At 68.3% G+C, this 24,091-nt stretch carries 30 protein-coding genes, 1 tRNA gene and 1 pseudogene; 18 read left to right on the top strand and 14 right to left on the bottom strand.

Annotated features, from left to right (window positions below; all coding sequences use genetic code 11):
* Positions 1–34: 34 nt before the first annotated feature.
* Positions 35–478, top strand: a complete 444-nt coding sequence (soxR, locus tag O7623_RS21395; protein ID WP_282224795.1) for a redox-sensitive transcriptional activator SoxR — start codon at positions 35–37, stop codon at positions 476–478.
* On the opposite strand, the gene O7623_RS21400 is transcribed toward soxR, so the two are convergent.
* On the bottom strand, positions 475–1,464 hold the full coding sequence (locus O7623_RS21400) for an NAD(P)H-quinone oxidoreductase (RefSeq protein WP_282224796.1): 990 nt from the start codon (positions 1,462–1,464) through the stop codon (positions 475–477). The genes soxR and O7623_RS21400 overlap by 4 nt on opposite strands.
* 138 nt (positions 1,465–1,602) lie before the next feature.
* Here O7623_RS21400 and O7623_RS21405 point away from each other — a divergent pair.
* Positions 1,603–1,689, top strand: a tRNA-Ser gene (locus O7623_RS21405).
* Positions 1,690–1,815: 126 nt separating this feature from the next.
* On the opposite strand, the pseudogene O7623_RS21410 reads toward O7623_RS21405, so the two are convergent.
* The 3 genes and pseudogenes from O7623_RS21410 to O7623_RS21420 form a co-directional block, all read right to left on the bottom strand.
* Positions 1,816–2,066, bottom strand: a pseudogene (locus O7623_RS21410) (integrase); the annotation flags it as partial.
* A 652-nt stretch (positions 2,067–2,718) separates the two neighbouring features.
* On the bottom strand, positions 2,719–3,705 hold the full coding sequence (locus tag O7623_RS21415) for an HNH endonuclease (protein ID WP_282224797.1): 987 nt from the start codon (positions 3,703–3,705) through the stop codon (positions 2,719–2,721).
* 359 nt (positions 3,706–4,064) lie between these two features.
* Positions 4,065–4,799 (bottom strand): trypsin-like serine protease, encoded by a 735-nt coding sequence (locus O7623_RS21420; protein WP_282224798.1) that lies wholly within the window; start codon positions 4,797–4,799, stop codon positions 4,065–4,067.
* A 199-nt stretch (positions 4,800–4,998) separates the two neighbouring features.
* Here O7623_RS21420 and O7623_RS21425 point away from each other — a divergent pair, with 199 nt between their 5' ends.
* Positions 4,999–5,640: an SAM-dependent methyltransferase gene (locus O7623_RS21425; RefSeq protein ID WP_282224799.1), complete on the top strand. Its 642-nt coding sequence runs from the start codon at positions 4,999–5,001 to the stop codon at positions 5,638–5,640.
* Here O7623_RS21425 and O7623_RS21430 read toward each other — a convergent pair.
* Positions 5,637–6,098 (bottom strand): MarR family transcriptional regulator, encoded by a 462-nt coding sequence (locus O7623_RS21430; RefSeq protein ID WP_282224800.1) that lies wholly within the window; start codon positions 6,096–6,098, stop codon positions 5,637–5,639. The genes O7623_RS21425 and O7623_RS21430 overlap by 4 nt on opposite strands.
* Before the next feature lie 122 nt (positions 6,099–6,220).
* Here O7623_RS21430 and O7623_RS21435 point away from each other — a divergent pair, with 122 nt between their 5' ends.
* From O7623_RS21435 to O7623_RS21455, 5 genes are all read left to right on the top strand, one after another.
* Complete coding sequence (locus tag O7623_RS21435; RefSeq protein ID WP_282224801.1) at positions 6,221–6,868, top strand: NAD(P)H-dependent oxidoreductase; 648 nt, start codon at positions 6,221–6,223, stop codon at positions 6,866–6,868.
* A gap of 157 nt (positions 6,869–7,025) precedes the next feature.
* Complete coding sequence (locus O7623_RS21440; RefSeq protein WP_282224802.1) at positions 7,026–7,700, top strand: ABC transporter ATP-binding protein; 675 nt, start codon at positions 7,026–7,028, stop codon at positions 7,698–7,700.
* Between the two features lie 89 nt (positions 7,701–7,789).
* Positions 7,790–10,234, top strand: a complete 2,445-nt coding sequence (locus tag O7623_RS21445) for an FtsX-like permease family protein (RefSeq protein WP_282224803.1) — start codon at positions 7,790–7,792, stop codon at positions 10,232–10,234.
* A gap of 56 nt (positions 10,235–10,290) precedes the next feature.
* A complete protein-coding gene (locus O7623_RS21450; protein WP_282224804.1) occupies positions 10,291–10,587 on the top strand; it encodes a hypothetical protein in 297 nt (98 codons plus the stop codon).
* Positions 10,584–10,979, top strand: a complete 396-nt coding sequence (locus O7623_RS21455; protein WP_282224805.1) for a hypothetical protein — start codon at positions 10,584–10,586, stop codon at positions 10,977–10,979. Before O7623_RS21450 ends, O7623_RS21455 begins: the two co-directional genes overlap by 4 nt.
* A gap of 395 nt (positions 10,980–11,374) precedes the next feature.
* Here O7623_RS21455 and O7623_RS21460 read toward each other — a convergent pair whose 3' ends face one another.
* The gene (locus tag O7623_RS21460; RefSeq protein ID WP_282224806.1) at positions 11,375–11,569 is read right to left on the bottom strand and encodes a hypothetical protein; all 195 of its coding nucleotides are present in this window, start codon (positions 11,567–11,569) and stop codon (positions 11,375–11,377) included.
* Between the two features lie 158 nt (positions 11,570–11,727).
* Here O7623_RS21460 and O7623_RS21465 point away from each other — a divergent pair, with 158 nt between their 5' ends.
* The 4 genes from O7623_RS21465 to O7623_RS21480 are packed head-to-tail and all read left to right on the top strand — an operon-like array spanning position 11,728 to position 12,592.
* On the top strand, positions 11,728–11,967 hold the full coding sequence (locus tag O7623_RS21465; RefSeq protein WP_282224807.1) for a hypothetical protein: 240 nt from the start codon (positions 11,728–11,730) through the stop codon (positions 11,965–11,967).
* A complete protein-coding gene (locus O7623_RS21470; RefSeq protein WP_282224808.1) occupies positions 11,964–12,200 on the top strand; it encodes a hypothetical protein in 237 nt (78 codons plus the stop codon). The genes O7623_RS21465 and O7623_RS21470 overlap by 4 nt, the downstream gene beginning before the upstream one ends.
* A gap of 48 nt (positions 12,201–12,248) precedes the next feature.
* Entirely contained in the window at positions 12,249–12,383 is a 135-nt protein-coding gene (locus tag O7623_RS21475; RefSeq protein ID WP_282224809.1) for a hypothetical protein, read from the top strand.
* Complete coding sequence (locus tag O7623_RS21480) at positions 12,377–12,592, top strand: hypothetical protein (RefSeq protein ID WP_282224810.1); 216 nt, start codon at positions 12,377–12,379, stop codon at positions 12,590–12,592. Before O7623_RS21475 ends, O7623_RS21480 begins: the two co-directional genes overlap by 7 nt.
* A gap of 268 nt (positions 12,593–12,860) precedes the next feature.
* Here the strand turns inward: O7623_RS21480 and O7623_RS21485 are convergent, their stop codons facing one another.
* The 3 genes from O7623_RS21485 to O7623_RS21495 form a co-directional block, all read right to left on the bottom strand.
* Positions 12,861–13,403 carry a hypothetical protein gene (locus O7623_RS21485; RefSeq protein WP_282224811.1) on the bottom strand — a complete coding sequence of 181 codons (543 nt, stop codon included), beginning with the start codon at positions 13,401–13,403 and terminating at the stop codon, positions 12,861–12,863.
* A gap of 9 nt (positions 13,404–13,412) precedes the next feature.
* A complete protein-coding gene (locus tag O7623_RS21490) occupies positions 13,413–14,324 on the bottom strand; it encodes a hypothetical protein (RefSeq protein WP_282224812.1) in 912 nt (303 codons plus the stop codon).
* Positions 14,325–14,600: 276 nt separating this feature from the next.
* Positions 14,601–15,101, bottom strand: coding sequence for a hypothetical protein (locus O7623_RS21495; protein ID WP_282224813.1), 501 nt, complete (start codon positions 15,099–15,101; stop codon positions 14,601–14,603).
* On the opposite strand from O7623_RS21495, the gene O7623_RS21500 reads away from it, so the two are divergent.
* The gene (locus tag O7623_RS21500) at positions 15,082–15,486 is read left to right on the top strand and encodes a G5 domain-containing protein (protein WP_282224814.1); all 405 of its coding nucleotides are present in this window, start codon (positions 15,082–15,084) and stop codon (positions 15,484–15,486) included. The genes O7623_RS21495 and O7623_RS21500 overlap by 20 nt on opposite strands.
* A gap of 71 nt (positions 15,487–15,557) precedes the next feature.
* On the opposite strand, the gene O7623_RS21505 is transcribed toward O7623_RS21500, so the two are convergent.
* Positions 15,558–15,941: a hypothetical protein gene (locus tag O7623_RS21505; protein ID WP_282224815.1), complete on the bottom strand. Its 384-nt coding sequence runs from the start codon at positions 15,939–15,941 to the stop codon at positions 15,558–15,560.
* On the opposite strand from O7623_RS21505, the gene O7623_RS21510 reads away from it, so the two are divergent.
* A complete protein-coding gene (locus O7623_RS21510; protein WP_282224816.1) occupies positions 15,913–16,302 on the top strand; it encodes a hypothetical protein in 390 nt (129 codons plus the stop codon). The two genes, O7623_RS21505 and O7623_RS21510, sit on opposite strands and share 29 nt — an antisense overlap.
* 95 nt (positions 16,303–16,397) lie before the next feature.
* On the opposite strand, the gene O7623_RS21515 is transcribed toward O7623_RS21510, so the two are convergent.
* Together O7623_RS21515 and O7623_RS21520 are read right to left on the bottom strand one after the other, a co-directional pair.
* Positions 16,398–17,822, bottom strand: coding sequence for a hypothetical protein (locus tag O7623_RS21515; protein ID WP_282224817.1), 1,425 nt, complete (start codon positions 17,820–17,822; stop codon positions 16,398–16,400).
* A 32-nt stretch (positions 17,823–17,854) separates the two neighbouring features.
* A complete protein-coding gene (locus O7623_RS21520) occupies positions 17,855–18,895 on the bottom strand; it encodes a hypothetical protein (RefSeq protein WP_282224818.1) in 1,041 nt (346 codons plus the stop codon).
* A gap of 183 nt (positions 18,896–19,078) precedes the next feature.
* On the opposite strand from O7623_RS21520, the gene O7623_RS21525 reads away from it, so the two are divergent.
* On the top strand, positions 19,079–19,738 hold the full coding sequence (locus O7623_RS21525; RefSeq protein ID WP_282224819.1) for a TetR family transcriptional regulator: 660 nt from the start codon (positions 19,079–19,081) through the stop codon (positions 19,736–19,738).
* Here the strand turns inward: O7623_RS21525 and O7623_RS21530 are convergent, their stop codons facing one another.
* Entirely contained in the window at positions 19,739–20,038 is a 300-nt protein-coding gene (locus tag O7623_RS21530) for a hypothetical protein (RefSeq protein WP_282224820.1), read from the bottom strand.
* Between the two features lie 16 nt (positions 20,039–20,054).
* Complete coding sequence (locus O7623_RS21535) at positions 20,055–20,213, bottom strand: hypothetical protein (RefSeq protein WP_282224821.1); 159 nt, start codon at positions 20,211–20,213, stop codon at positions 20,055–20,057.
* Positions 20,214–20,508: 295 nt separating this feature from the next.
* Between O7623_RS21535 and O7623_RS21540 the strand changes: the two genes are divergently transcribed.
* The 3 genes from O7623_RS21540 (at position 20,509) to O7623_RS21550 (ending at position 24,040) form a co-directional block, all read left to right on the top strand.
* A complete protein-coding gene (locus O7623_RS21540; protein ID WP_282224822.1) occupies positions 20,509–21,084 on the top strand; it encodes a TetR/AcrR family transcriptional regulator in 576 nt (191 codons plus the stop codon).
* 51 nt (positions 21,085–21,135) lie between these two features.
* Positions 21,136–23,358: an MMPL family transporter gene (locus O7623_RS21545; RefSeq protein WP_282224823.1), complete on the top strand. Its 2,223-nt coding sequence runs from the start codon at positions 21,136–21,138 to the stop codon at positions 23,356–23,358.
* A gap of 136 nt (positions 23,359–23,494) precedes the next feature.
* Positions 23,495–24,040, top strand: coding sequence for a YbhB/YbcL family Raf kinase inhibitor-like protein (locus O7623_RS21550; RefSeq protein WP_282224824.1), 546 nt, complete (start codon positions 23,495–23,497; stop codon positions 24,038–24,040).
* Positions 24,041–24,091 lie beyond the last annotated feature (51 nt).

The raw sequence follows: 24,091 nt of genomic DNA on the forward strand, positions 1-24,091 counted from the left end.
AACTTCAAGCGGACTTGAACTCAAGGGCTGTGTGATGCAGAAGGCATTGACGATCGGTGAGCTGGCCGCCCGGTCCGGGGTGGCACCCTCGGCGCTGCGCTACTACGAGCAGTTCGGGCTGATCCGGGCCGACCGGACCGGCGGCAACCAACGCCGGTACGAGCGCAGCGAACTGCGCCGGGTCGCGTTCATCCGGACTGCCCAGCAGATCGGCGTACCGCTGGAGGAGATCCGGGCCGCCCTCGACGACCTGCCGGCGTCGCGTACCCCCACCAAGGCCGACTGGGCGCGGCTGTCCCGACGCTGGCGGGCCCGGCTGGACGACCGCATCGCGTTGCTGACCCGGCTGCGCGACGACCTGACCAACTGCATCGGCTGCGGCTGCCTGTCGCTGCAGTCCTGCACGCTGAACAACCCCGCCGACCGGCTCGCCGCCGCCGGCCCCGGCCCCCGTCTGCTGCTCGACGGCGGGAGTTAATCCTCGCCGGTGACCAGCAGGACCTTGCCCAGGTGGTCGCTGCCCTCGACGACGCGGTGCGCCTGCGCGGCCTGCGCCAGCGGCAGCCGCCGGTCGATCACCGGCCGGATCGCCCCGGAGGCCACCAGCGGCCACACCTGGTCGTGCACCCGACGGACGATCTCCGCCTTCTCGGCCAGCGGCCGGGACCGCAGCGCGGTCGTGAAGATCGTCGCGCGTTTGGCCAGCATTGCCCCGAGGTTCACCTCGGCCTTGCGGCCACCCTGCAGGCCGATGATCGCCAACCGGCCGCCGACCGCCAAGGTGTCGATGTTGCGCTCCAGGTAGGCGGCGCCGATGATGTCCAGGATCACGTCCACCCCGCCGTCGCCGTCGCCGGTCAACTCCCGGGCCCGGGTGACGAAATCCTCCGTCGTGTAGTCGATCGTGTGGTGGGCGCCCAACGCCCGCAGCTGCTCGTGTTTGCCGGCCCGCGCCGTGGTCAGCACGGTCGCGCCGAGCGCCGCGCCCAGCTGGATCGCGAACGTACCGATGCCGCTGCCACCGCCGTGCACCAGCAGCGACTCACCGGCCCGCAGACCGGCGAGCTTGACCACGTTCGACCAGACCGTGCAGGCCACCTCGGGCAGCGCGGCCGCGTCGACCAGGCTCAACCCGGCCGGCACCGGCAGCAGCTGACCGGCCGGCACGGCGACCCGTTCGGCGTACCCGCCGCCGGCCAGCAGCGCGCAGACCTGGTCGCCGACCCGGTGGTGGGAGACCTCCGCGCCGACCGCGCTGATCACCCCCGAGCATTCCAACCCGAGGTACGGCGACGCGCCCGGCGGCGGTGGGTAGTGTCCCTGTCGTTGCAGCAGGTCGGCCCGGTTGACCGCGGTCGCCGCCACGTCGACGATCACCTCGTTCGGGCACGGGGTCGGGTCGGGCACCTCGGCCCACGTCAGGGCCTCTGGCCCGCCGGGCTGCGGCACGGTGATCGCATGCATGGCAACAGTCTTACCCGTCGGGCCGGTTGCCAGGCGGCTACCGCCGCGTTAACCATGGGGCCGGGCACCGGTTCCGGGCCCGTGGCACACTAGGGCACAGCGGCGCGGCAGCCACCGTCTCCGGCTCGCCTCGCACCGGGAGGGCTCGCCTAGTGGCCGATGGCGCTGGTCTTGAAAACCGGTAAGGCAGCAATGTCTTCGTGGGTTCGAATCCCACGCCCTCCGCTCACCTAGCCAGCAAAAAACGCCCCCTGACCAGCGCGAATGCCAGTCGGGGGGCGTGTTCATGAATGCTGAACCGGTCTCACTTCGCCCCACCCCGGTGCCGCCGGGTCTCGCTGGCCGTGTCGGCTACGTGTTGGCGTCATCCGGCGCGTCGGCCTGGTCCTCGGTGCTCAACGCCCCCTCGATCCGCTTCCGGGCAGCCTCGTCCTGCCCGTCGATGCACGAGGCGTAAACCTTCAACAGCACGTGCACGCTGTGTCCGGCCGTTGGGCTAACTGGGTTGCTGGCACCCCAGCATTGAGCCAGAGCGACACAGCAGCGTGCCGCAGTTCATACGGTCGGTGCGCCAGCGGTGAACGCTGCTGTGCTGGTGTCAGCGCTACCTCACGCGCCTGCCGCAGGCGTGCAGATAGGTGCTCAGGTGGACTTCAGCGATACTCAACCCTTGACGGTAACGGGATAGCTGCCTTGATCGATGATCCGGCGCGGAGCAATGAGGGTCAGTTTGCGTTACTGCAAGGGCTGCGTCGGTTGAGCGAGATTGGTGGCGGGACGAATGGAAATACCGGACATTGAGTGGGAGTTGAACTAGTTATGGCGGATACCTGGTACACCGAGAACCCTCAAATCGATGTGGTGGGCACGCGGGGGGTTGGCTCCTCGGCCACTTCTTGCAGGAATCGGACGGCGGTGTTCGTGCTACCGAAGCGCTCGAAGTCAAGTGGGGAATCCATCCCGAGGGGGAACGGCGTGCCGAGTGGGTTTCCGGTGACGGGCGGACCACTCTGCTCGTTCTAGTGCAGGGTCGATTCCGGCTAGACTTGTCGGTCGGAAGTGTCGTGCTAGAACGCCAAGGGCGACTATGTCGTGTGGGGGCCGGGTATCGATCACTCATGGCAGGCGGAACGAGGTTCCGTAGTTCTGACTGTCCGCTGGCCGTCTATTTCGATGTGATTTGATGCTTGCGGCCAGGGTCGTATAGGCCGCCGCTGCGAGTCATTGTTGCGGCGGCCCGCTGTCTTCGAGTCTCTATCGATGGGCGGCTACGAGATCGCGCAGTTCCTCTACTGCAAGCCAAGGCTTGGAGTGATGGATCATCCGATGACAGTTCGAGCAAATCAAGGCAAGATCACTGAGCCGGGTTACGGTCCGTCCGGTGACATGGAGCGGGGTTCGATGGTGGCACTCGATGTAATCAGCTCCCCGGTCGCCGTAGGTGCGTCCGAAGTTGAAACCGCAGGCCTCGCATTCAATCGGAATCCCCCGACGCCTTGCGTCGGCAATCTTTCTGCTCCGAAGCCTTGGATCGCGTTCGCGGCGTAGGTGCTTCTTATACAGCACGCCCCCTTCCTCTGCGCCTGTATCGTCCAAGGTGGCGTCGGAGAGATTCGAGGTGTTGCTATCCCAACTGCTTAAGGTGTCTCGTATCGCGAGTGCCATTGCGTGCATCTCGGCAGGCTTTTGAAGGAAGTCAAGCAAGACTTCGCGATCCAGCCGGTTGCCATTGGTGGGCGTGCCAGCGTAGTCGGGATGCTGCGTCACAATGTCTGAAGTCTTGCGCTCAACTCCTGCTGGGTTGCGGAAGTCAGCCCGCCGTCCCTGCAGCGGGTGAATCGCCGAGGTCTGAAGGAGTCGCGACAACTCGATTGCGCGCGCATCCTCCTGTGCAATGGTTCGCCAGGCGTTGGCCTCCACGAGTGCGCATGCAAGGATAACTTCATCCCGCGTCCACGCCGGGTTCCGGATGAACCGCACAGTGAAGCCAAGTCGACGTAGGGTCTCGCCCACGCTCTTGTCCCCGCCCGTCAAATCATCGGAGCGCCAGGGCCGGTCCCCGCTGATGCCATGAGCCGCGCCGACGATGGCCTTGGAGTCGTAGAGCTTCCCGCCGTGCTCTAGGTAGTAAGCCTGGGCCTTGCCGAAGCCGTGGAGTTGAAGGAACTCATCCTGGCCGAGGCGGTCGTACTCAGCCAGTGCGGCGAGTACGGCGGAGCGGGTCACGTCTGCAAGCGTCACAGCCTGACGGTACGACGTCGATGCGACAGTTGCCGGTAGCAGATCCGGGAGACGTCCTCTGGCAACCGTCCGTTGCGGCGGGCGGCCGGGTACTACGCCGACGGTCGGCGCTTGCCACTGCCGGTGCCGTCTCGTGTCGTATCGGTGTGTCGCCGTGTCAACGCTGACTGCTGTTCGTGCTGGTCAGAGCCTCGGTCATGGTGGTCTTGGAAACCGGTAAGGCAGCAATGTCTTCGTCGGTTCGAATCCCACGCCCTCCGCTCCACAGGACGCACAGCGGCTTTCGACCGCGACGTACCGGTCAAGGGCCGCACATGCACCGCAGGGGAACTGGGCCGCCCCGGCGCAGGGGATGTCAGTCAGTCGTACACGTGTGGGAAGACTTCATTTCTGCTTGCCGTGTGGATCCAGTTGAGGTGGGCGATCGTCATGAACGCGATGCCCATCCACTGGTAGTCCCGCTGGTGGTTGCTGTTCGAGTAGACGCCGACGACCCGGTTCCGGTAGATCAACCCGGCTCCCGAGTCACCGTAGCTGGGGAACCCACTGCCCTTGTAGACCAGATGGTAGGTGTAATGGGACTGGTTGTCCCTATAGATCCGTACGCCGCAGATCTTCAGGACGGGTGAAACCTGAGGCGGGCCGTCACCGGGGTGGTTTGTTTGCCCCCAGCCGCTGATCGACACTTCCTGGTTGACAGGTGCCGACCCGTACCCGAGCTTGATGACCTGATCCGCCCTTGCCGGCTGAGCAAGCTCGATGAGCATGAGGTCGTAGCCTTCACCACGGCGCTGCATGGAGTTGACCGCGCTGCGGTGCCCTGCTCCGAACCTGCGGTCGCCGAGGTAGACCCCGATGCCGTACGTCGGTATGCCGAGGGGGACGCAGTGGCTGCTGGTGAGCACCCACCGTACGTGCACGAGGCTGCCGGAGCAGCTGAAGTTGCCGTTGACCCAGATCTGGACCTGCCCCCTCAGGTAGCCGGCGTTGCTGCCGCCGATGATCGCCTGGGCGGCTGTCGTCTCGACGAGCATCCCGGTGGCGGCCAGGGTCAGGGCCATGGCCGACGCGGCCAGTCTGCGTAGGACTTTCATAGTGCTCCGTTTCGGTCGAGCGTCGATAGGTGCTTCTCGATCCTGCGGGACGGGTCGGGGTCGGCCAATCCAGCCTGCTGCTCCGTCGTGGTAGCGCAGGCGGTATGGCGATGCTCCAGAGTGGGGGATTGACCCGTGGGTCAGCCGATTCGGGCATCAGCGGCGGCAGCTGGTGCCGACCTGGCTAAGGTCGGCAGATATGAGTCGGCGGGACTGGAGTGCCTGGCACGAGGCGTACGCGGATCCAGACTCCGCGCTGTCCCGGCGGTTGGTGGTGGTGCAGGCCCGGATCCGGGAGACGCTGGACGCGGCCCCGCCGGGCCCGGTCCGAGTGGTGAGCATGTGCGCCGGCGAGGGTCGGGACGTGCTCGGCGTACTGGATGGGCATCCGCGCCGGACGGACGTGCGCGGCCGGCTCGTCGAGCTGGACCCGCAGCTTGCCGACCGGGCCCGCCGCCGGGCTGCCGCGATCGGCGTCGACCTTGAGGTGGTCACCGGGGACGCGGCCCGATCCGCCCACTACGCGGGTGCCGTACCCGCCGATCTGGTCCTGCTCTGCGGGGTGTTCGGCAACATCGCCGACGTCGATGTCGCCCGGGTGGTCGCGGCCGCGCCGCAGCTGACCGCTGCCGGCGGCACGGTGGTCTGGACCCGGCACCGTCGCGAGCCGGACCTGGTGCCGCGCATCCTGGAGTGGTTCGCCGCCGCCGGCTTCGTCCAGGTCTGGCTTTCCGACAAATCCGAGGGGTACGGGGTCGGCGTGCACCGCTTCGCCGGGGTGCCTGCGGCGTTGCGTCTGCGCCTCGACGGGACGCTGTTCCGCTTCGTCGGCCGGGACTAGTCCACGGCGAGGTTGCGGGTGACGTGGCAGGCGATCTCGCGAAGTACGTCGATCTGGTGGTCGGTGAGGCCGTCGATGACGTACCGGCGGACGGCGGCGACGTGGCCGGGGGCGGCGGCGACGACCAGGTCCCAGCCGGCATCGGTCAGGACGGCGGTGGTGTAGCGGGGGTTGTCGGCGTCGGGTTCGCGGCGCAGCAGACCGCGTCGCTCGAGGCGGGTGACGACGTTCGACAGCCGCGACAGCGAGCTGGAGAGGTGACCGGCGAGGTCGCTGAGGCGCATGGTACGGCCGGGCGTCATGGACAGGACGCTGAGCGCGAAGTAGTCGAACAGCGTCAGGTTGTTGTCCCGCAGCAGCTGGGCGTCGAGCGCGCTGGGCAGATTGAACATGAGCTTGGCCAGGGCCAACCACGCTTCGCGTTCGCGGTCGGTCAGCCATCGGGGTTCGTCCGGCACGTGGCAAGCGTACGTCTGCCGCTTCACCGTTGAAGTGACCGATCTCTCAAAAGGTTCAAGCTTGAACCGGCAGCGTCTACCGTTGGGCTTCAAGCTTGAACCTACGAAAACCTGGAGTAGTGGTGACCCTGTTCCGGCTGGACGCCAGCATCCGTACGCACGGCTCCGCGAGCCGCGAGATCGCCGACATCGTCGAGCAGGAGTGGCGCACCGCCCACCCCGGCGACCCGGTGGTGACCCGCCACGTCGGCGTCGACACCCTGCCGTCCACCGTCTGGGCAGCTGCGGTGACCGCCGGCATGACCCCGGCCGAGGAGCGGACCGCCGAGCAGCGCGACGCCGTCGCCCTCGCCGCGACACTCGTGGACGAACTGATCGCCGCCGACGCGATCCTGCTCGCCGTACCGCTCTACAACTACGGCGTCTCCCAGCACTTCAAGACGTACCTGGATGTCGTCCTGGCCGATCCACGGGCGACCGGAGTCCCGTTCCTCGCCGGAAAGCCGGTCGTGCTCGCCACCGTCCGGGGCGGCGCGTACGGCACCGGCACCCCGCGTGAGGGTTGGGACCACTCCACCCCGTACCTGCGGCGGATCATCGCCGACTGCTGGGGCGCCGACCTCACCGTGGTCGAACGCGAGTTCACCCTCGTCGGGGTCAACCCCGCGCTGGACTCCTTCACCGACGTGGCCGCGCAGCTGCACTCCGGCGCGCTGCAGGCCGCCCGGGACGCCGGCCGCGCCCTCGGCGCGTTGCCCGTCCCGGCCTGATCGGGCCCGCCTGCGGCCGAGATCGACGGTCGAGGGTTCGGACGTAATGATTCCTGGCGAATCCGGCTCATCGATGTAGGGAACTGCGGCAGCCTCGTTGTAGCGTGACCTGGCAGCAGGACAAAGCCGTGATCTGCCGGAGCCGGTGAGTGGTGACATGCCTCTATTGGAGCTGCGCGATGTCAGCAAGTCGTACACGTCGGCAGCCGAGGAGGTCCGAGCCGTCCGAGGTGTGAGCCTGGCGGCAACCGCCGGCGAGTTCATCTGCATCCACGGCCCCAGCGGCTCTGGAAAGTCCACGCTTCTCAATCTGATCGTCGGCCTGGATCTCGCCGATGAAGGCGAGATCCAGGTTGACGGCGTCGACGTCGGACGGATGGATGAGGCCGCGCGGGCGAATCTCCGACTGCGTACCGTGGGGGTGGTTTTTCAGGACCACGCCCTTGTCGAGGAGTTCACGGCGGCCGAGAACGTCGCCCTCCCGCTGGAGGCCAGTGGAACGGCCACGGCCGACGCTCTGGCGCAGGCCGATCGCCTGTTGACGCGAGTTGGCCTGGCGGATCTCGGCAGACGTTGGCCGGGGCAGCTCAGCGGCGGGCAACGACAGCGGGTCGGGATCGCCCGCGCGCTCGCTGGCGGCCGACGCATCCTCGTGGCGGACGAGCCAACCGGCTCGCTGGACAGCAGGGCGTCAAGTGACCTGTTCGAGCTGATCAGCGAGCTCTGCTCGGCCGGCGCGTTGGCTGTCGTCAGTTCGCATGATCCGCTCTGTCGCAGATACGCCGACGCCGTTTACGAGATGGTGGACGGGTCGCTGCGTGGTGCGCCGTGAGTGGCCGGTTGGCTGGACCCGGACGACTTGTCGTCACCTTCGCGCGCAGGTTCGCGCGATCCGGGCGGATGCGGGTCAGCGCCGTCCCGGTGTTCGTAGCCGCAGTGCTGGTGACCGGCCTGTACGTCGCGCTGGTCGGTCAGTCGGTGAGCGCGGAGCAGGTCGCTCAACGGGACATGGGCCGTTACGGTGCCTATGCGGGATTCGGCGTAGTCGACCTGCCGCCGGGTAGCAGGATCCGGGATTCGCTGAGCGCTGCACTGCCTGATGGGCAGGGCGGGCAGTCCAACGTCGCTCTGGTCTGCACCGACCTGGCAATTCCGGCGCTGGCCCATGGTTCGATCAGATTCGTCGAGATGGACTGGGCGCAGGACCCGTTCCCGGGGAACTACCGTACGCTCTCCGGGCGTTGGCCGAAGCGGGCGAACGAGATTGTCGTCGTCAACCCCGATACGGCGACAGGTTCGATACCGGAGCACCTCAGCCTGTACGGCGGTCGCGTCGAATTCACCGTTGTCGGCAGCGTCGACGACCTCTTCTCGGGGAACATGGAGGTCTTTGCCGGACCCGGCACCTGGGCTGCCATGGACCCTGAGCTTGCTGCGGTCAACTCACTGCTGCGCGCCCAGCCAGTCGTCTACTGGGACGGTGCCGAGGTGCCCGCGACGGTGGCTGCCATCGCACAGACACTACGGGGAGCATCGGGCGACACCGCAGCGGCGGATCTCGCCGACCAGGTGGAACGGACGTACGTCAGCCGTGAAGCAATCGTGTCCCAGGCACGTCCTACCTGGATCGACCGGTCACCGGCCGGCTACACGATTCCGTCGTTGGCACTGCCACTACTGGCGACGCTGGCCGCGTTCGCCCTGACCAGGCGGCAGATCGTGCTGTCCGTGCGCAGGATGACCTCGGTCGGTGTCGCTCACCGGATCGCGGTCGGTGGTGCCAGCCTGGCGCAGAGCCTGTGGTGTCTGGCCGCAATGGTCATCGGACATGTGGTCGGGTTGGCGCTTGGCGTACTGGCTGCCCGGCTCCTGGCCCGGACACTCGGACAACCAGTTGGACCGGTGCCCTACACCATCGGACCGCTCGCCCAGGGCATCGCTGTGGTCCTCCTCGGCTGCGTTGCCGGCACCCTGCTGTTCGGGCAGGCCAGGGCCAACCGGGTCGACACGGCAGGGGTGCCCGGCCGCGCCCTCGGGCAGCAGCCGCGAACGCCACGGGACGGTCTGCTGCGCAATGCTCGACACCTGCTGGCGGCGCTTGCGGTCGGGGTGGCGCTGGTGCGCCTTCCCGGCCTCGATTCGCCGGCGAAAGCGATGCACGTCGCCGGGCTGCTGGCGGCCGCGGTGCTGCTGATGCTGCCGGATCTGATCCCCGCCGTCTTCCGCCGGCTGCCCGAGGCGAACCTGCGTGCGCGGCTCAGCAAGCGGCAGCTCCTGACGGACACCCGTCGGGCAACCGCCTTCATCGCGGCCATCGCGGTGCTGCTGGGGTTGTCGACCGGGTTCGTGTCGCTCCTGGACACGATGATCCGTACCGCCGGTGCGCAGGTGTATCCGGATGTGTTGCCCGGCCAGGTGAAGATCGCCGACATCGCCACGGATGTGCAACCGGCACCGCAGGTCGCGTTGGACGCGGCACGGACCGTGCCGGCGTTGCGGGATCAGACACCGGTGTCCGTCCACTACCTCACCGACGCCGATGCCGTAGGGGAGACCCACGTCGTCGCGGACGATGCCTGGGGTCTGTTGCTGGCCGTGGACTCGGTCGCCGCCGCAGACCGGCTCCTCGGGACGAGACTCGCTGAGCAGCGACGCGCGCTACTGGCACGTGGAGGAGTCCTGTTCTGGGATGCCCGTACCCCGATCGGTGATGCCGTGGATCTTCGCCTTGCCGCAGCCGAGGGCGTCGGCGCGGTGCTGGCCACGATCCCCGCAGCGGCGTTCGAGGTCGAGCCGGCGGGGTGGAACGTCGGCACCACGGGCCTCGTGCTGACGGATACCGCCCGGGAGCATGACCTGCCTGTCACCGCAGGCGCGGTGATCTACACCGGCGTCAGCCAGGCGGACGCCGAGGCGGCGCAGGCTGCGGTGAACGCTGCCGGCCTGGACCCACGCATCGCAAAGATCTACCGTACGCCGCCCACGCCCATCCCACCGGTGGCGCTCAACATCACCGCCGTCGGCGTGGTGATCCTGGCGCTGGCCCTGACTCTGACGACGACGCAGACGCAGATTCGCATCCTGCGGCAGCACCTCGGGCACCTTGTCGCGCTCGGAGTGCCGCCCCGCTGGGCGAGGGCGGTCCTGGTCCGTCAACACGTGGTGCTGACCGTCGTGGCGACCGGGGTCGGGCTGCTCATCGGGTTCCCGGCCGTGCTGCTGGCAGCTTGGCGGATTCCCGGCTTCGTCCTCAGCATTCCGTGGGGCCAACTGGCGGTTCTGACCGCCGCCGTCTACTCCTCGATCGCCGTCGCGACGCTGCTGGCGACTCGCCGACTCACCGCGAAGGACCGCCTGGCAGCGTGACGGCCCAGCTCACGGGCTCGGTACTACCAGTTGTGCTGCCGGGTAGCATCAACGGCATGAAGAAGCTGTCGATCTCCGTACCGCAGGACGTCGCGGACACGTTGGCCGAGCAGCCGAACGCGTCCGCCTACGTCACCGAGGCGGTGCGGGGGCGGATGCGCCTGGATGCCCTCCGGGCCGAGCTGGCTGAGTCCGGCATCGAAGTCACCGAGGCCGGGCTGGCGGCTGCGCGAGCTCGCCGCGCCACCGTCGACATGCAGTGGCCGGCCGAGCGGTACGACGTGGTCCGGGACCGGGTGCGCCAACACCTGCGTGACGAAGAGTCCCCGGCCGGGCAGGCACCGGCCGCGTGACCGGCGACGACGAACGACCGGTCCGTTTGGTGCTGGACCGGTCGGCGCTGCTCGCCTACGTGTCCGGGTCGGTGCACGTCGCGGAGCCGATCTACGAGGTCACCCAGGACCGGGTGCGGTTCGGTGTCACCGCCGTCAGTGTGGCCGAGACCCTGGCGATGGTGGGCGACAGCAAGGACCGCCAGTTGCTGCACCGGCTGTTGAATCTGGCCGCCTGCGCTGTCCTGGACACCACGGGCTGGACCTGGCAGGAGCTGTCCTACTGGCGGGGCGTCACCGGGCGGGTGGACCTTGCCTCCACCGTCATGGCCTGCCTGGAGCACCGGGCTCCGATCCTGACCGGCGAGTCGCGGTACGGCGACGACCTGCCGGTGACCTATCTCCCGGAGTGAGCCGTCCCCGCCATCGACCGGACGTCTCGGTCGGGGCCAGAGCGGCGGTACGCGGTCGACTGCTCGAATCTCCGCCTTCATTTGTCAGGCGTGGCGTCGTCTGTCGACGCTGTGAGCCATTCCAGACACGCAGCTGATCCTGCCACGATCGCGGTGGCGATGATCTGCGGCTTCTGCCAGGGATGGTTCCTGAGCGTCCGCCAGAGTTGTGCGTACGAGCGCCGAGCGAAGTCGTACGTCGCGTACCAGTTGCCGTCCGAACGAGCAGAGAAGCCGTACGCCTGATGCGTTCACCGCGCGTCGTCGGTGGGTGACCATCTAGTCAGGACAGCGCAAGCCCGCCGGCAAGCGAGAGGGCGATGGTCGTCGAGATACTTCGTGAACGGTGATGCCCGTCAGTCTTCTTGCTGGGTCGGGCGGTGGGTGCGGATCCACTCGGCGACCTCGTCGCGGTCCCAGATCCGTACCCGACCGGAGGCGACGAGCGCGAATGGTGCCGGGAAGCTCGACCGGTTGGTGATCTCGGTGGCGCGGGTGCGGGACACACCACCGAGCATTTCGGCGACATCGGATAGCGCGACGAGTCTCACGAGCTGAACGTAGGCACCGGTTACCCGTGAACGTTGACACTTGCAAGGTTGCCTGTGGACGGTCATGGATGCTGTTCGGACGAGACACTCAGCGGTGTGACGCCGATTGGCATGGTCGAGTGCGTGGTGCCGTAAACGATCTTGAAAAGGAGTGAGTGGTGATCGTCGAATTCGTTCGTGAGCTGGTGGTGCGGTGGCGGGAGTGGCGCGACGGGCGGTCTGCGGCGTCGAAGCGGCTGGCCCGGCTCGACCAGGAACGGGCGGCGGCCCGGCAACGGCGGTTGGACGGCAACCGGGGGCACCGGTGGTCGTCGGAGCCGACGATGCTCACTCCGACCCTGCGTCCGCTGATGACCTACGGCCAGATGGTCGGCTACCGCGTACCAGCGGGTTTGTGATCTTGGTCGACGACGACGACGGCGAGGGCGAGTCGGAGCCGAGCACCGACGACGACGCCGACCTCACCCGCGAGTGCGTGACCGACGAAGCGGCCGACATGGTGCTCACGTTGCGGTGGAGCTTCGAAGACTTGAAGGCCGAGCACGGTGAGGTCGGTGCCCGGCGGATTCTCGCCGAGATCCTGGCCCGCTGGGAGGCCAACGGCGGCGAGCCGGTGGCGCTCGACGACTGATGGCACGTGACCACGGGGATTCGTCTTCCTTCAGGAAGGAGTACGTCGATGTGGAGTATCGGAGCGCTGATCGGGACGACGCTGCTCGGTTACTGCGCCGGGCTGTGGTCGTTCAAGGTGAAGTCCAGGTGGTGCCCGGTGTGTGGCCGGACCACGCTGCCGCTCGACCACCGGGGGTGTTGATGACCGGCATGTGTGACGACCGCTGGGTCGGCCCGATCCGCGACGACGACGTCGTGACGATCAGGTTCACCTGGGCCGAGCTGGTGGCCGAGCACAGTACGGCCGGCGCGGTGGCGATCCTGGCCGACAAGGCCGGCCAGTGGCGGCGCGAGCCGGGGCCGGCTGCGACGACCGAAATATCCGTGAGGGGGGATTGCGAAGATGCGTGAACTGGTGAGGCAGTTGCGACGGCCGGCCGGCGACCGAAGCTACCAGTGGCCAGCCAAAGCATGCCGATCACCTGGTGATCAGGGTACCGCCTGAAGTACTGCCGGCTGAAATGACCCTGACGCCGTATCCGGCTGTCCTGTGCGCCGTCAGCGACGTCGCTTGCGCTTCCATTCCCGGCACGAGTCGGGTGGATTAGTTCGGCGACGTGGGCGGGTCTACCTGCACGTCCTCCTCCTTCGATAGCGATCCGAAAGGCGTAAGAAAGTCTTACGGAGGAGATATGATGTCCTGTGCGCAGGCGTCGCCGTCTGCTTGGTTGCATTCAATTTGAGATTCATCGAAGACTACGCCGGACCAGTATACGGGCGCGGTGCTGCGGATCTCACCGTCGGGGGTACGAATGACTGGGAAGTCTGACTCGTAGTGGCTGCCGTCAGCCCTGACTCCGGCGACCCGAAGCACCAGGGTTTCTGAAGTGTGACTGGTCTTCGGGTAACGTCGAGTGCCGACCACACGTGGGGGATCGGCACCAGCTTCCCAGCCTTTCGACTCCGTGTAGTCGAGCAAGGACCTGCAAGTCGCGGACGTGGCGGCGACAGTCTGACACAAGCCGGTTGAGTTGCCGGCCTGCGCCAGTACCGCAGCTCGTGAAAGTAGATCCTCTGCCTGGGTGCGTTCAATGTGCCGGCTCGGCTCGTCCAGAGCCCAGTCCATGACCGTGACAGCCGTGGCGATGAAGATCCCCAGCAGCCCGACGGCAGCAGCTGATAGCGCCCCAGGCTTGGCAATCCCTCTCCTGCTGAACATCATCACTCGATTCTAGCCGCAAGGGTCAAGAATTCCGCCAATAGGGTTGCATTCCGAGGTTACGAATCCCCATCGGAGATGAAGCTGTGGGGCGGCGAAGGCCGGATCATGCCCGATTGCGATGAGCAATGCGACTTCACGCACTTCGTTGTTGTATGCGTCGCCGTTCCAGGTCGTACGGAAGTCGGCGCCTGCTTCCCCCTTTTCCGGGTTGAGCTCCTCGCATGTATGCACGGTGTGTTCAGCGCCAAAGCCTGCGTAGCTGACTGCCAAGGTGTAGTCGCTGCAGTTGCCAAGATTGATTGTTGACCTCGGGCTCCAATCGTTCCACACCCACGCCGGCGATGTGTTGGGGGCCTGCTCGGTGTCAACATAGCAGGAGGTGAGCTCGCGGTATCTGTCTATATCTGTTATGCCGCACGATGCATACATCTTGTACGCATAATTTCGGCGGGTCTCGCCCGCATAGGTCATCAATCCCCATTGGCTACACATGTCCATCCATGCCCAGAAATTTTCCAGCCTTGCCCAGCAGGTCGGCTGACGCCAGTCTGTCTGCGAATCTGCCATCGATCCACCCGACGCGGGTGCGGGAGGGGTGTCTGCGGTCGTTGACATCAGGAATTTAGTATCCCCGTTGTTGTCTTGGGTCTCCTGTGCCTGCAGACGTGCATCCTTAGGTCTGATTACCGTTATTCCTTCGATGGTGGCGACTTCGTAATCGGCTGGACTGACAGTTATTCCCCAGCGTCCTTCGATGCGGCTTACGAACTCTTGGACTTTGTCGTTGTGCAAATTTGGGCTAGGTGTATCGGCGTGGGCGGGTTTCCCGACTAGAGAAACTGAGAAGCACATGACGAAGGCGGTTGACGATGCGGCGATGCGTCGGAAAATTCCATGTTCGATGCCTTGGCGGTGCTCCATCTTGTGATCCCTGCTGTCGGAGCGATGTGGAGTTCCTAGTTTCACACATCAATGTAGGTGCGTCAATGTTTGTGTAGGAAGTTGCCATTTACCCTTGTGGGCCGTGTGCCAGTGCTGCTTGTGGCGCCAGGCCGGCGCCGGTGGTCCGCCGGTCCGGTCGGCCGCGGCCGACCGGCTGCTGCCGGTGTCAGCTGGTCCGAGCTGGACTGATTAGTTTGGTAGCCGACACAGGATGATCGTCAGACGTTTGCCGACGTAGATGCCACTAAGTGTCACTCATTGGCCACCGCACAGCATCGATGTTGGCCGGGAAACTTCGGCGGTGATCAATGCGCCGCATAACCCGTAGCCGCAGAACCCGTACTCGAACAGTCCGTATCCGCACCCTGCCCCCGGCCCGGCCGCCGCCGGTCCCGGCCTGCGCCCCGGCCAGACCGGCCCTGGCCTGAGCCCCGGCCGGAAGGTCGCCGGGATCCTCGGCGGCGTACTGCTGACGTTCGTCCTGTTCTGCTGCGGTGGGCTCGCAGTGATCGGCGCGTTCGCCCCCGAGCAGTCGGACACCGACACGGTCGACGCTGCCGGGCTGACCGGGCGTACCGGCAACGGGTCCGGATCGTCCGGCTCCGTCGCCGGGGTACCGGGAGCCAGCTCGCCCAGCGCCAGCGCCTCGCCGACGCCGAGCGCGTCGCCGAGCGTCGCACCGACGCCCAGCGCCTCGGCGTCACCCACGCCGCCGCCGGCACCACCACGCCCGAAGGTGGAGACCAGGACGGTCACCGAGACCGAGCAGATCCCGTTCCAGGAGAAGCGGGTCGACGACCCGAGCCTGGCCAAAGGCACCACCAAGGTCAAGACCAACGGGGTCGCCGGGGTGCGGACGCTGACCTACGAGGTGACCCTGACCGACGGCGTGCAGACCGGCAAACGGCTGATCAGCGAGCAGGTGACCAAGCAGCCGGTCACCAAGGTCGTGCTGGTCGGCACGAAGGTCACCCAGCAGTGCCACAGCAGCTACACGGGCGCGTGTGTGCCGATCGCCAGCGACGTCGACTGCGCCGGCGGCAGCGGCAACGGTCCGGCGTACGTCAGCGGGCCGGTGCGGGTCGTCGGACCGGACGTCTACGACCTGGACCGCGACGGCGACGGCGTCGCCTGCGAGTAGCGACCGGGTCCGCCGGGTCGGAGGGTCCGACGGCCCGGCGGGTCCGCCGACCCGGCCGGGTCGGACGGTGGTCAGGCGGAGCGGTTGTAGACCGTGATCGTCAGGTTGATCCAGCTGAAGACGGTGTATCCGATCCGGACGTCTTCGCGGTTGAACCGCACCGAGGCGAAACGGTCCTCGTTGGTGATCGCGCAGGCGTACCGGGTTTCGGGCAGGTCCTCGTTGAGCGTCAGCTCGTAGTGCGCCGTCGCCTGCTGGCAAAGCTCCGGGCCGTCACCTGTGGCTTCCCTCAGCTCGGCATTGTTTATCGGCTGCAGGCCGATGACGCTGAACCGAAGATCGGCCCGGCCCGTCTCGTCGTAGCCCGTGACGTCCCAGTCCGGAGCAAGTGAGTCGAGGTCGATCTCCGATGTCGCGGAGAGCGGGATGACAGTTTCAGCCCGGTGCACCGTCACCGACGTGTCGCCCGGCGCGGGAGCCTGGCCGCCAGCGGTTCGCGACGGACCCGATGAACCCGAGGAACCCGAGGAACCCGAGGAACCCGAGGAACTGCTCACGGTCGGGTTCGGGGCCGGCGCGCTGGCCTCCGGTGCCGCGACCGGCCGCAACGACCACCCGAGGCTGCCCGCACCGATCAGCGCCAGCGCCAGCGCGCTGTGGAAGCCGAGGAGACGGTTGTCGGCCGTACGCCATCTGAAGGCGAGCGCGACCCCGCCGACGAGCAGGCTGCCCGCGATGAGCCGCAGCCCAGCCGTGGGATGCTCGGTGAAGAAGGACGCGACACCGGCGATCGACCCGGCCAAAGCCGCTGCCTGAACGAGGCGCTCGACCCAGTTGATCTTTTGCCGGGGCGTGGGCGGATCGGTACGCGGCGACGGTGGATCCACGGTGGCCGACACAGCCCCAGCGTATCAATTTCGGCAGATCGGCTTGTCCGGATAGACGACAGGTTTGTCGTAGAGGAGCTTGCTGTCGCCGACGCCACCCTCCTTGGGGACCGGCTTGGCGTTGAACAATTGCAGGAATGTGTTGATCACCGTGACCAGGCCGGCCGGGATGGTGAAGCCGACGCCGTACGACGCCCAGAGGCCGAGCTGGGCGCTGCGGCACACCACGATCGGCGCGCCGAGCGCGGAGCCGATGGTCATTCCGAGGGTGAGGGTCAGCTGGAAGTAGAGCCCGGCGATGAAGCCGAGCGCGCCGAGCCCGACGTGGAACTTGGCGTGGTAGTCGAGCCAGACGCCGTTGACGCCGACCGAGATGCCGGTGATCGAGTCGATCAGGCTCTGGTCGACGCTGATCGAGGTTGGCGCGCGGACCCCGAAGGAGCCGTTGGCGTAGCCGAAGGACATCGACTGGTTCAGCGACCATTCGCCGACGGCGGAGATGTTGCCGTCCTTGGCACCGAACGCCGTGTGCACCCCGATGACCTGGGTCACCGTGGCCGCGAACGGTACGCCGAGCACCTCGCCGATCGGGACGCTGAAGTCGACCGGGATCGGGATGCGTGGGTCGATGTTCTGACCGGTCGACGTCGTCGCGTTGATCTCGACCCGCAGCGCCGCCGCCCCGTTGATCTCGAACTCGGCCCGGATCACCTGGGCGCCCCGGATCTCCAGGTGGAAGGCGGCGGTCGGGGCGGTCATCTTGAGCAGGACCAGACCCACCAGCCGGACGCCGGTCGAGCCGTAGGTGAATTCCGCGCCGACGCCGTTGGCGCAGCAGATCGGCTTCGGAGTCAGCTGAGGACGCTGGTTGGCCGCCGGCACCACCAGCCCGCCGCCGGTCCCGCCGCTGTCGCCGCCGGTCCCGCCGGTCTCCGCCCAACTGGCCGCCGCGTCCGGGTACGCGACCGCAGCCGACAGCGGGACCGGCTCCGCGCTGGTGAAGGTGCCGTCGCGGATCACGTCGGTGATGTCCACCGGGCCGATCGCGACCGCCAGGTCCTCCCCTTCGGGCCGTACGTCGATCACCCGGCCGACGGCCCGGCCGGTGAGGAACATGACCTTGCCTGGGGTCAGTTGGTCGGCGTTCGCCGCCGCCGGGTCTATCCGCCAGGTGAAGGTGTCGGCGGCGACTGAGCGGATGGAGTCCGCCCCGCCGCCGACGATCACCACGTCCGGCTGGTAGGTGACGTCGGGGTGCGGCGTCGGCGCGGCACCGTACCGCTGTTGCGCCTGCGCGCTCACCGGCGGCCCGGTCGGTGCCGCCGGGTCGCCGGCCGCACCGCCGGCCGGATCGGTGGCCGGGCCGCCGCGCGCGCAGCCGGTGACGGTGAGCAGGGCGACGGTGGTGACGGCGAGCAGCCGCCGGTGGTCGTCGACGCGGATCCGCATGGCCGGCACCACTTTCTGCGATGAACGGCAGGTCAGAGTCGACCGGCGATGAGCCGGGCGGCGTCCTCCAGCCGTTGGCGGTTCTCGGCGGGGTCGTTGAGCAGCACCAGCCGCAGGCACACCCACTGGCCGGACTTCTGCAGGTAGGCGGCGTCGTCCTCGGCGTACGCCTCGTCGCCGATGCCGGACAGCTCGCGGAACTCGTGCCCCAGCTCGCGGTTGATGTCGAGGATCTTCTTCGCTCCCGGGCCGACGAAGATCTCGACCTGGGCGAGCGGGCCGGAGGTCGGCCCGGTGAAGGTGCAGGTCGCCTTGACCGGTAGCGGGTCGTTGAGGGCGGTGCCCGCCAACTGTTCCGCCTCCTGCTTGGTCAGCAGCGCACAGGGGTCGACATCGGCCGATGCGCCGGCGGTCGCGCCGTCGTCGCCGGACCCGTCGGTATCCTGGCCGGACCCGTCGGTGTCCTGGCCGGATCCGTCGGTGGATTGGCCCGATTCGCCGGCGGCCTGGCCGGTCGGCGCGGTGGCCCGGCTGCGGATCAGCCCGATCAGGTCGACCACGGTGTCCCGGTCGAGGTCGCGGGCGGTGATCTGGATTTCGCTGGCCCGGTCCGCGACGGCGAACTCGGCGATGCCACCGGCGGCGAACCGGATGCCGTCCGGGCCGGGTTCGGTCTCGCCGTACGGCGATTCGGGCAGTTGGCCGTCGACGGCGGTGCCCCAGTCGCCGATGCTCACGGTGACCGAGTGGTAGGTGTCCGGGTTCTCCCAGGTGCAGGCGCTGCCGGCGGGGCCGCCGGACGGTACGCCGCCGTCGTGGTCGCCGATGAGCGGGGTGATCTCGTCGGTGGCCAGCAGCGTGCAGGCGTCGATCGGCGGTACGTCGTCGGGCTCCGCGCCGGCTGCCGGCGGTTGCCCGTCGGCGGGCGGCGTCGCCGGGTCGGTGCCGCCGCAGGCGGCGGTCGCGGGGATCAGCAGTACGGCCGCGATCGCCAGCGGCCAGCGGTGTCGCCGGGCTGACCGGCGGTGTCGCCGGGTGTGCCGGCGTGCGGTGACGGGCGGGTCGGTGTCCATCGTGGTGCCTCCGGCAGCGGCGGGTTCAGGTCGGGTCGGGCGTCGGCGTCGTCCTGCGACGGGACGGCGGTGCCCGCAGTGGCGGGTGGCGCGGCGGTGTCGCTGGTCTAGCATCATATTCATTAGACGCCAGTATTGTCGAGAGACGTCGTCTAGTGAATCCGTTGGTAGTATCTGCTGGCTATGGCTGAGGCGAAGGAGAGCAGGCCCGCCCGCCGCTACCGGTCGGCGGTGCGCGAGGAGAGCGCCCGGCGTACCCGTCGGGCGGTCGTCGCGGCGGCCCGTGACCTCTTCACCGAGCGCGGCTACGCGGCGACCTCGCTGGCGGACGTGGCCGCCGTGGCCGGCGTCGCCCGGCCGACCGTCTTCGCCGCGTTCGGCTCCAAACCGGCGCTGCTGCGGCAGGTCCTCGACGAGGCGCTCGCCGGTGACGACGAGCCCGTCGCCGTGGCGGACCGCCCCTGGTACCGGCCGGTCCGGGTGGCGACGACCCAGCCGGCGGTGCTCGACGCGTACGCGGAGGTGTGCCGGCTGATCGGCGGCCGCGCGGCCCGGATGTTCGAGACGGTGCGCCGCGCCACCGACGACGCTCCCGAAGCGGGCGAGGTGTGGGAGACGTTGCTGCGCAACCGCCGCATCGGTGCCGGTACGGTCGCCGTCCGGCTGGCCGAGCTGGGGCCGTTACGCGACGGTGTCGACGTGCAGCGGGCCACCGACGTCGTCTGGCACTTCAACGACCCGGCCCACTACGACAGCCTGGTGCTGCACTGCGGCTGGGACGAGCAGGTGTTCCGGGACTGGCTGGCCAGCCAGCTCAAGCACGCACTGCTGCCCGGCCACTGACTAGGCGCTGAGGTAGAGCCAGTAGGCGAGCGAGATCAGCGCCATGACCGCGACGAAGGCCAGTGGTACGGCCAGCACGGCGGTCAGTACGGGGAACCGCCGGTGCAGCGGGTCGCGCTGCTCCCACCGCCAGCGGAATCGACGCAGCGCGGCGACCCCGGGCAGGCGCGTCACGCCAGCGCCGACCCGGTCACGCCAGGTCACGGCGCGTGGCGGCGGATTGCGCATCCAGTCCGGCAGGTCGACGTTCACCGGGCGATTGTCCGGCAGGTCGCCGGCCGGCCGCATCCGGATTTCCACCGGCTCTCCGGGGTGCTCAGCCGAGGCCATCGTGGCCGCCACGTCGTTCGTCGGCGTCGGCGATCCCGTGCCGGACGGCGAGCCGGATGATCCAGTAGAGCACCAGTGCACCGAGGCCGTACCCGACAAGGGTCAGGATCAAAAAGAAGAGACCCTGGCCGAGAAAGAATTCCATGCCGGCATGGTGACACCCGGGTTCAAATCACATTGATCTTGCTGATCGTTCCAGCGCGCGTGGCCGGAGATGAATGGTCCGGCCGGTGAACCACTTCCGGTCGACTCTTGACGAACTCTCATCGAGTTCTCGTCCAGTGTCCATCTGCTTCGGTTGAGATCAGCTGGTGGAGATCGCGGTTGAGCAGGGGCGTTGTTGTGAGTTACTTCACGTTCTGACCGATCGGTCAGGCATTCCGGGGTGGCTCCGGCATCCTTGGTCGCGGCGGGTAAGCGTAGGGAAGGAGGTAGGCCAGGTGACGCAGGCCAGCCGCAGCGGCACAGGGCGGGCCGAGCTGCGTGAGCAGATCCTCGCCGTGGCGGCCCAGCGGTTCGCCGTGGTCGGCTTCCGGGGCACCTCGCTGCAGGACATCGCCGCCGAGGTCGGCTGCGCCAAGGCCTCGCTGCTCTACCACTTCGACAGCAAGGACGCGATCCTCGCCGCCCTGATGAAACCGGCCGTCGACAGCCTGGCCGACCTCGACCGGCGACTGGCCGACCTCGACGACGAGGCCGCCCACCGTACGGCGATCGACGGTTTCATCGAACTCTGCCTGCGCTTCCGGCGACAGATCGCGGTGCTCTACGCCGAGATCCCGCAACTGCTGCACCAGCCGGCCTTCTGCGACCTGGAGCAGATGATCGGCCGGCTGCACTGCGCGTTGGCCGGCGACCGCGACGACCCTGCGGAGATGTTCGCGGCCCTGGTCGTCCTGGCCGGGGCCTCCGCCGCCAGCGCCGAGCATCTCGACCTCACCGACGACGAACTCCGCCCGATGCTGACCCAGGTCATCGCCCGGACCCTCGGCGACCCGCCGCGCGCCTGGGACTGACCAGCACCACACATACCAATCCGCCACGCCCGACACCTCAGAGGATGCCGCATGGCCACCCTGCTCTACCGGCTCGGCCGGACCGCCTTCCGCAGACGCCACCTGGTCGTCGCCATCTGGCTGATCGCCCTGGTGGCGCTCGGCGCGGCCGCGCTCGCCTTCCGTGGGCCGACCGCCAGCAACTTCAGCATCCCCGGCACCGAGTCGCAGGCGGCGCTGGACCAGCTGCAGGAGCAGTTCCCGGAAGCCAGCGGCGCCGGTGGGACGATCATCGTCGTCGCCCCCGAAGGCCAGCAGTTGACCACCGGCGACGGCCAGTCGGCCGTACTGTCCGTCGTGGTCGAGGCCAACGAACTGCCCGGGGTGGTCGGCGCCCTCGACCCGTTCCAGACCGGCACGGTCTCCCCGGACGGGCGGTACGCGCTGATCAACGTGCAGTTCGCCGACCCGGTCGACGAGGTCACCACCGAGCAGCGGGACGCGTACGAGGCCGTCGGCGCCACGGCCCGCGACGCCGGATACCAGGTCGCCACCGGTGGTGAGGTGCTCAACACCGAGCCGCACGTCGGATCGCAGGAAGCGATCGGTGTGGCGATCGCCCTGGTGGTCCTGATCGTCACCTTCGGATCGCTGGTCGCCGCCGGGATGACCATGCTGAACGCCCTGATCGGCGTCGGCGCGGGAATGGCCGGACTCTTCGCCCTGAGCGGCGTCGTCAGCCTCACCTCCACCGCCCCGGTGCTGGCCCTGATGCTCGGCCTCGCCGTCGGCATCGACTACTCGCTGTTCATCACCTCCCGGCACCGGCAGAACATGCTCGACGGGCTGGAACCGGAGGAGGCCGCGGCGCGGGCGGTCGGCACCGCCGGGTCGGCGGTCGTCTTCGCCGGGGCCACCGTCGTCATCGCCCTCGCCGGCCTCGCCGTCGTCGGCATCCCGTTCCTCACCGTGATGGGTCTGGCCGCCGCCGGTACGGTCAGCGTTGCCGTTCTGGTCGCCATCACTCTGCAGCCCGCGCTGCTCGGCTACGCCGGCCGCCGGGTCCTGCCCCGCCGGGTCCGGGCCGCCCAGCCGACCGAGCAGACCGGGAACACCGAGAACACCGAGACGTTCGGGTTCCGCTGGGCGCGGCTGATCATCAAGCTGCGGATCCCGGTGATCCTGCTCGGGGTGGCCGGGCTCGGCGCCCTGGCCATCCCCGCCGCCGACATGCGGATCGCGCTGCCGGACGCCAGCACCGCCCCGGTCGGCAGCACCGAGCGCACCGCCTCCGACCTGATCTCCGAAGGGTTCGGGCCGGGCTTCAACGGCCGGCTGCTGATGGTGGTCTCCGGTGACTCGGCCGAGTCCACCACCGCCACCGCCGGCCAGGTCGCGGCCACCGTGCAGGGGCTGGACGGCGTCGTGGCCGTCACCCCGCCGCAGCCCAGCCAGGACGGGCAGACCGTGATCCTGGCGGTCATCCCGGCCACCGGCCCCACCGACGTCGAAACCGAGGAGCTCGTCGAGCGGATCCGCGAGGAGATCGCCGTACTCGGATTGTCGCCCGACGACGACGGCGCGGTCCAGGTGGCCCTGACCGGCGCGACCGCCGTCGGCATCGACGTGTCCGACAAGCTCTCCGATGCGATGCCGGTCTACCTGCTGCTCGTCGTCGGCCTGTCGATCCTGCTGCTGATGCTGGTGTTCCGGTCGATCCTGGTGCCGGTGAAGGCCGCCGCCGGGTTCCTGCTGACCGTCGGCGCCAGCTTCGGGATCACGGTCGCCGTGTTCCAGTGGGGCTGGCTGTCCGGGCTGGTCGGCCTGGACACCGCCGGGCCGCTGGTCAGCTTCCTGCCCATCCTGCTGATCGGCATCCTGTTCGGCCTCGCCATGGACTACGAGGTGTTCCTGGTCTCCCGGATGCGGGAGGACTTCGTGCACGGCGACACCGCGACCCAGGCCACCATCAACGGGATGGGCCACGGGGCCCGGGTGGTCACCGCCGCCGCGCTGATCATGACGGCGGTGTTCGGCGGGTTCGTCCTGCTCGACGACCCGGTGATCAAGTCGATGGGCTTCGCACTGGCGATCGGCGTACTGATCGACGCGTTCGTCGTACGGATGACGATCGTGCCGGCGGTGATGTCGCTGCTCGGCAACGCCGCCTGGCGACTGCCCCGCCCGCTGGCCCGGATCCTGCCGAACGTCGACATCGAGGGCGAGCAGCTGCGGGTCCGGCTCGCCGCCGAGCGGGAGGCCCAGCTGGTCTCCACCGGCACCGACCGGGCCTGACCGACGGGCTCACCACACCGACCGGCCGGCACCGGCGTGCGCGCGTCGCGCGCCGGTGCCGGTGCGTCCACGTGCGCCGGTGCCGGTGCCGGTGTGCCGACTGCAGACCGGCACCGGGTGCGGCAGGATGCCAGGCATGAACCTGGCAGACCGACCCATCGCGCCCAGCCCGTACGACCTGCTTCCGCCGGTCGACTCGTTCACGCTGACCAGCACGGACGTCCTCGACGGCGACGTGCTGCCCGACGCGCACATCTTCACCGGCGCCGGCGGGGAGAACCTGTCCCCGCAGCTGTCCTGGTCGGGGTTCCCGGCCGGGACGAAGGGATTCGTCGTCACCTGCTTCGACCCGGACGCCCCGACCGGGTGCGGATTCTGGCACTGGCTGCTGGTCAACCTGCCGGTGTCGGTGACCGACCTGGCGCGGGGCGCGGGCAGTGCTCCCGAGGCGGCGGCTCCGGGGGCGTTCAGTGTGCGTAACGACTTCGGCAACGCCCGCTACGACGGGTCCGCGCCGCCGGCCGGGGACCGGCCGCACCGCTACATCTTCGCCGTACACGCCCTCGACGTGCAGCGGCTCGACCTTGGGCCGGAGGCGACCCCGGCGTACGTCGGGTTCAACCTGACGTTCCACACCCTGGCCCGGGCGACGCTGACCGCGACCTACCAGAAGCTGGGCTGACCCATCCCGGCGATCTTGCACTTATCGATGGACAAATAGGGCAAATCCGCT

Origin of the sequence: Solwaraspora sp. WMMD791, assembly GCF_029581195.1 — a bacterium.
GTDB lineage: Bacteria > Actinomycetota > Actinomycetes > Mycobacteriales > Micromonosporaceae > Micromonospora_E.

Bases quoted from the DNA above. Each gene is read 5' to 3' on its own strand.
- soxR (WP_282224795.1), top strand. From the start codon at position 35: ATGCAGAAGGCATTGACGATCGGTGAGCTGGCCGCCCGGTCCGGGGTG.
- O7623_RS21400 (WP_282224796.1), bottom strand. From the start codon at position 1,464: ATGCATGCGATCACCGTGCCGCAGCCCGGCGGGCCAGAGGCCCTGACG.
- O7623_RS21420 (WP_282224798.1), bottom strand. From the start codon at position 4,799: ATGAAAGTCCTACGCAGACTGGCCGCGTCGGCCATGGCCCTGACCCTG.
- O7623_RS21425 (WP_282224799.1), top strand. From the start codon at position 4,999: ATGAGTCGGCGGGACTGGAGTGCCTGGCACGAGGCGTACGCGGATCCA.
- O7623_RS21440 (WP_282224802.1), top strand. From the start codon at position 7,026: ATGCCTCTATTGGAGCTGCGCGATGTCAGCAAGTCGTACACGTCGGCA.
- O7623_RS21450 (WP_282224804.1), top strand. From the start codon at position 10,291: ATGAAGAAGCTGTCGATCTCCGTACCGCAGGACGTCGCGGACACGTTG.
- O7623_RS21475 (WP_282224809.1), top strand. From the start codon at position 12,249: ATGTGGAGTATCGGAGCGCTGATCGGGACGACGCTGCTCGGTTACTGC.
- O7623_RS21485 (WP_282224811.1), bottom strand. From the start codon at position 13,403: ATGATGTTCAGCAGGAGAGGGATTGCCAAGCCTGGGGCGCTATCAGCT.
- O7623_RS21490 (WP_282224812.1), bottom strand. From the start codon at position 14,324: ATGGAGCACCGCCAAGGCATCGAACATGGAATTTTCCGACGCATCGCC.
- O7623_RS21510 (WP_282224816.1), top strand. From the start codon at position 15,913: ATGACAGTTTCAGCCCGGTGCACCGTCACCGACGTGTCGCCCGGCGCG.
- O7623_RS21515 (WP_282224817.1), bottom strand. From the start codon at position 17,822: ATGCGGATCCGCGTCGACGACCACCGGCGGCTGCTCGCCGTCACCACC.
- O7623_RS21520 (WP_282224818.1), bottom strand. From the start codon at position 18,895: ATGGACACCGACCCGCCCGTCACCGCACGCCGGCACACCCGGCGACAC.
- O7623_RS21525 (WP_282224819.1), top strand. From the start codon at position 19,079: ATGGCTGAGGCGAAGGAGAGCAGGCCCGCCCGCCGCTACCGGTCGGCG.
- O7623_RS21535 (WP_282224821.1), bottom strand. From the start codon at position 20,213: ATGGAATTCTTTCTCGGCCAGGGTCTCTTCTTTTTGATCCTGACCCTT.
- O7623_RS21545 (WP_282224823.1), top strand. From the start codon at position 21,136: ATGGCCACCCTGCTCTACCGGCTCGGCCGGACCGCCTTCCGCAGACGC.
- O7623_RS21550 (WP_282224824.1), top strand. From the start codon at position 23,495: ATGAACCTGGCAGACCGACCCATCGCGCCCAGCCCGTACGACCTGCTT.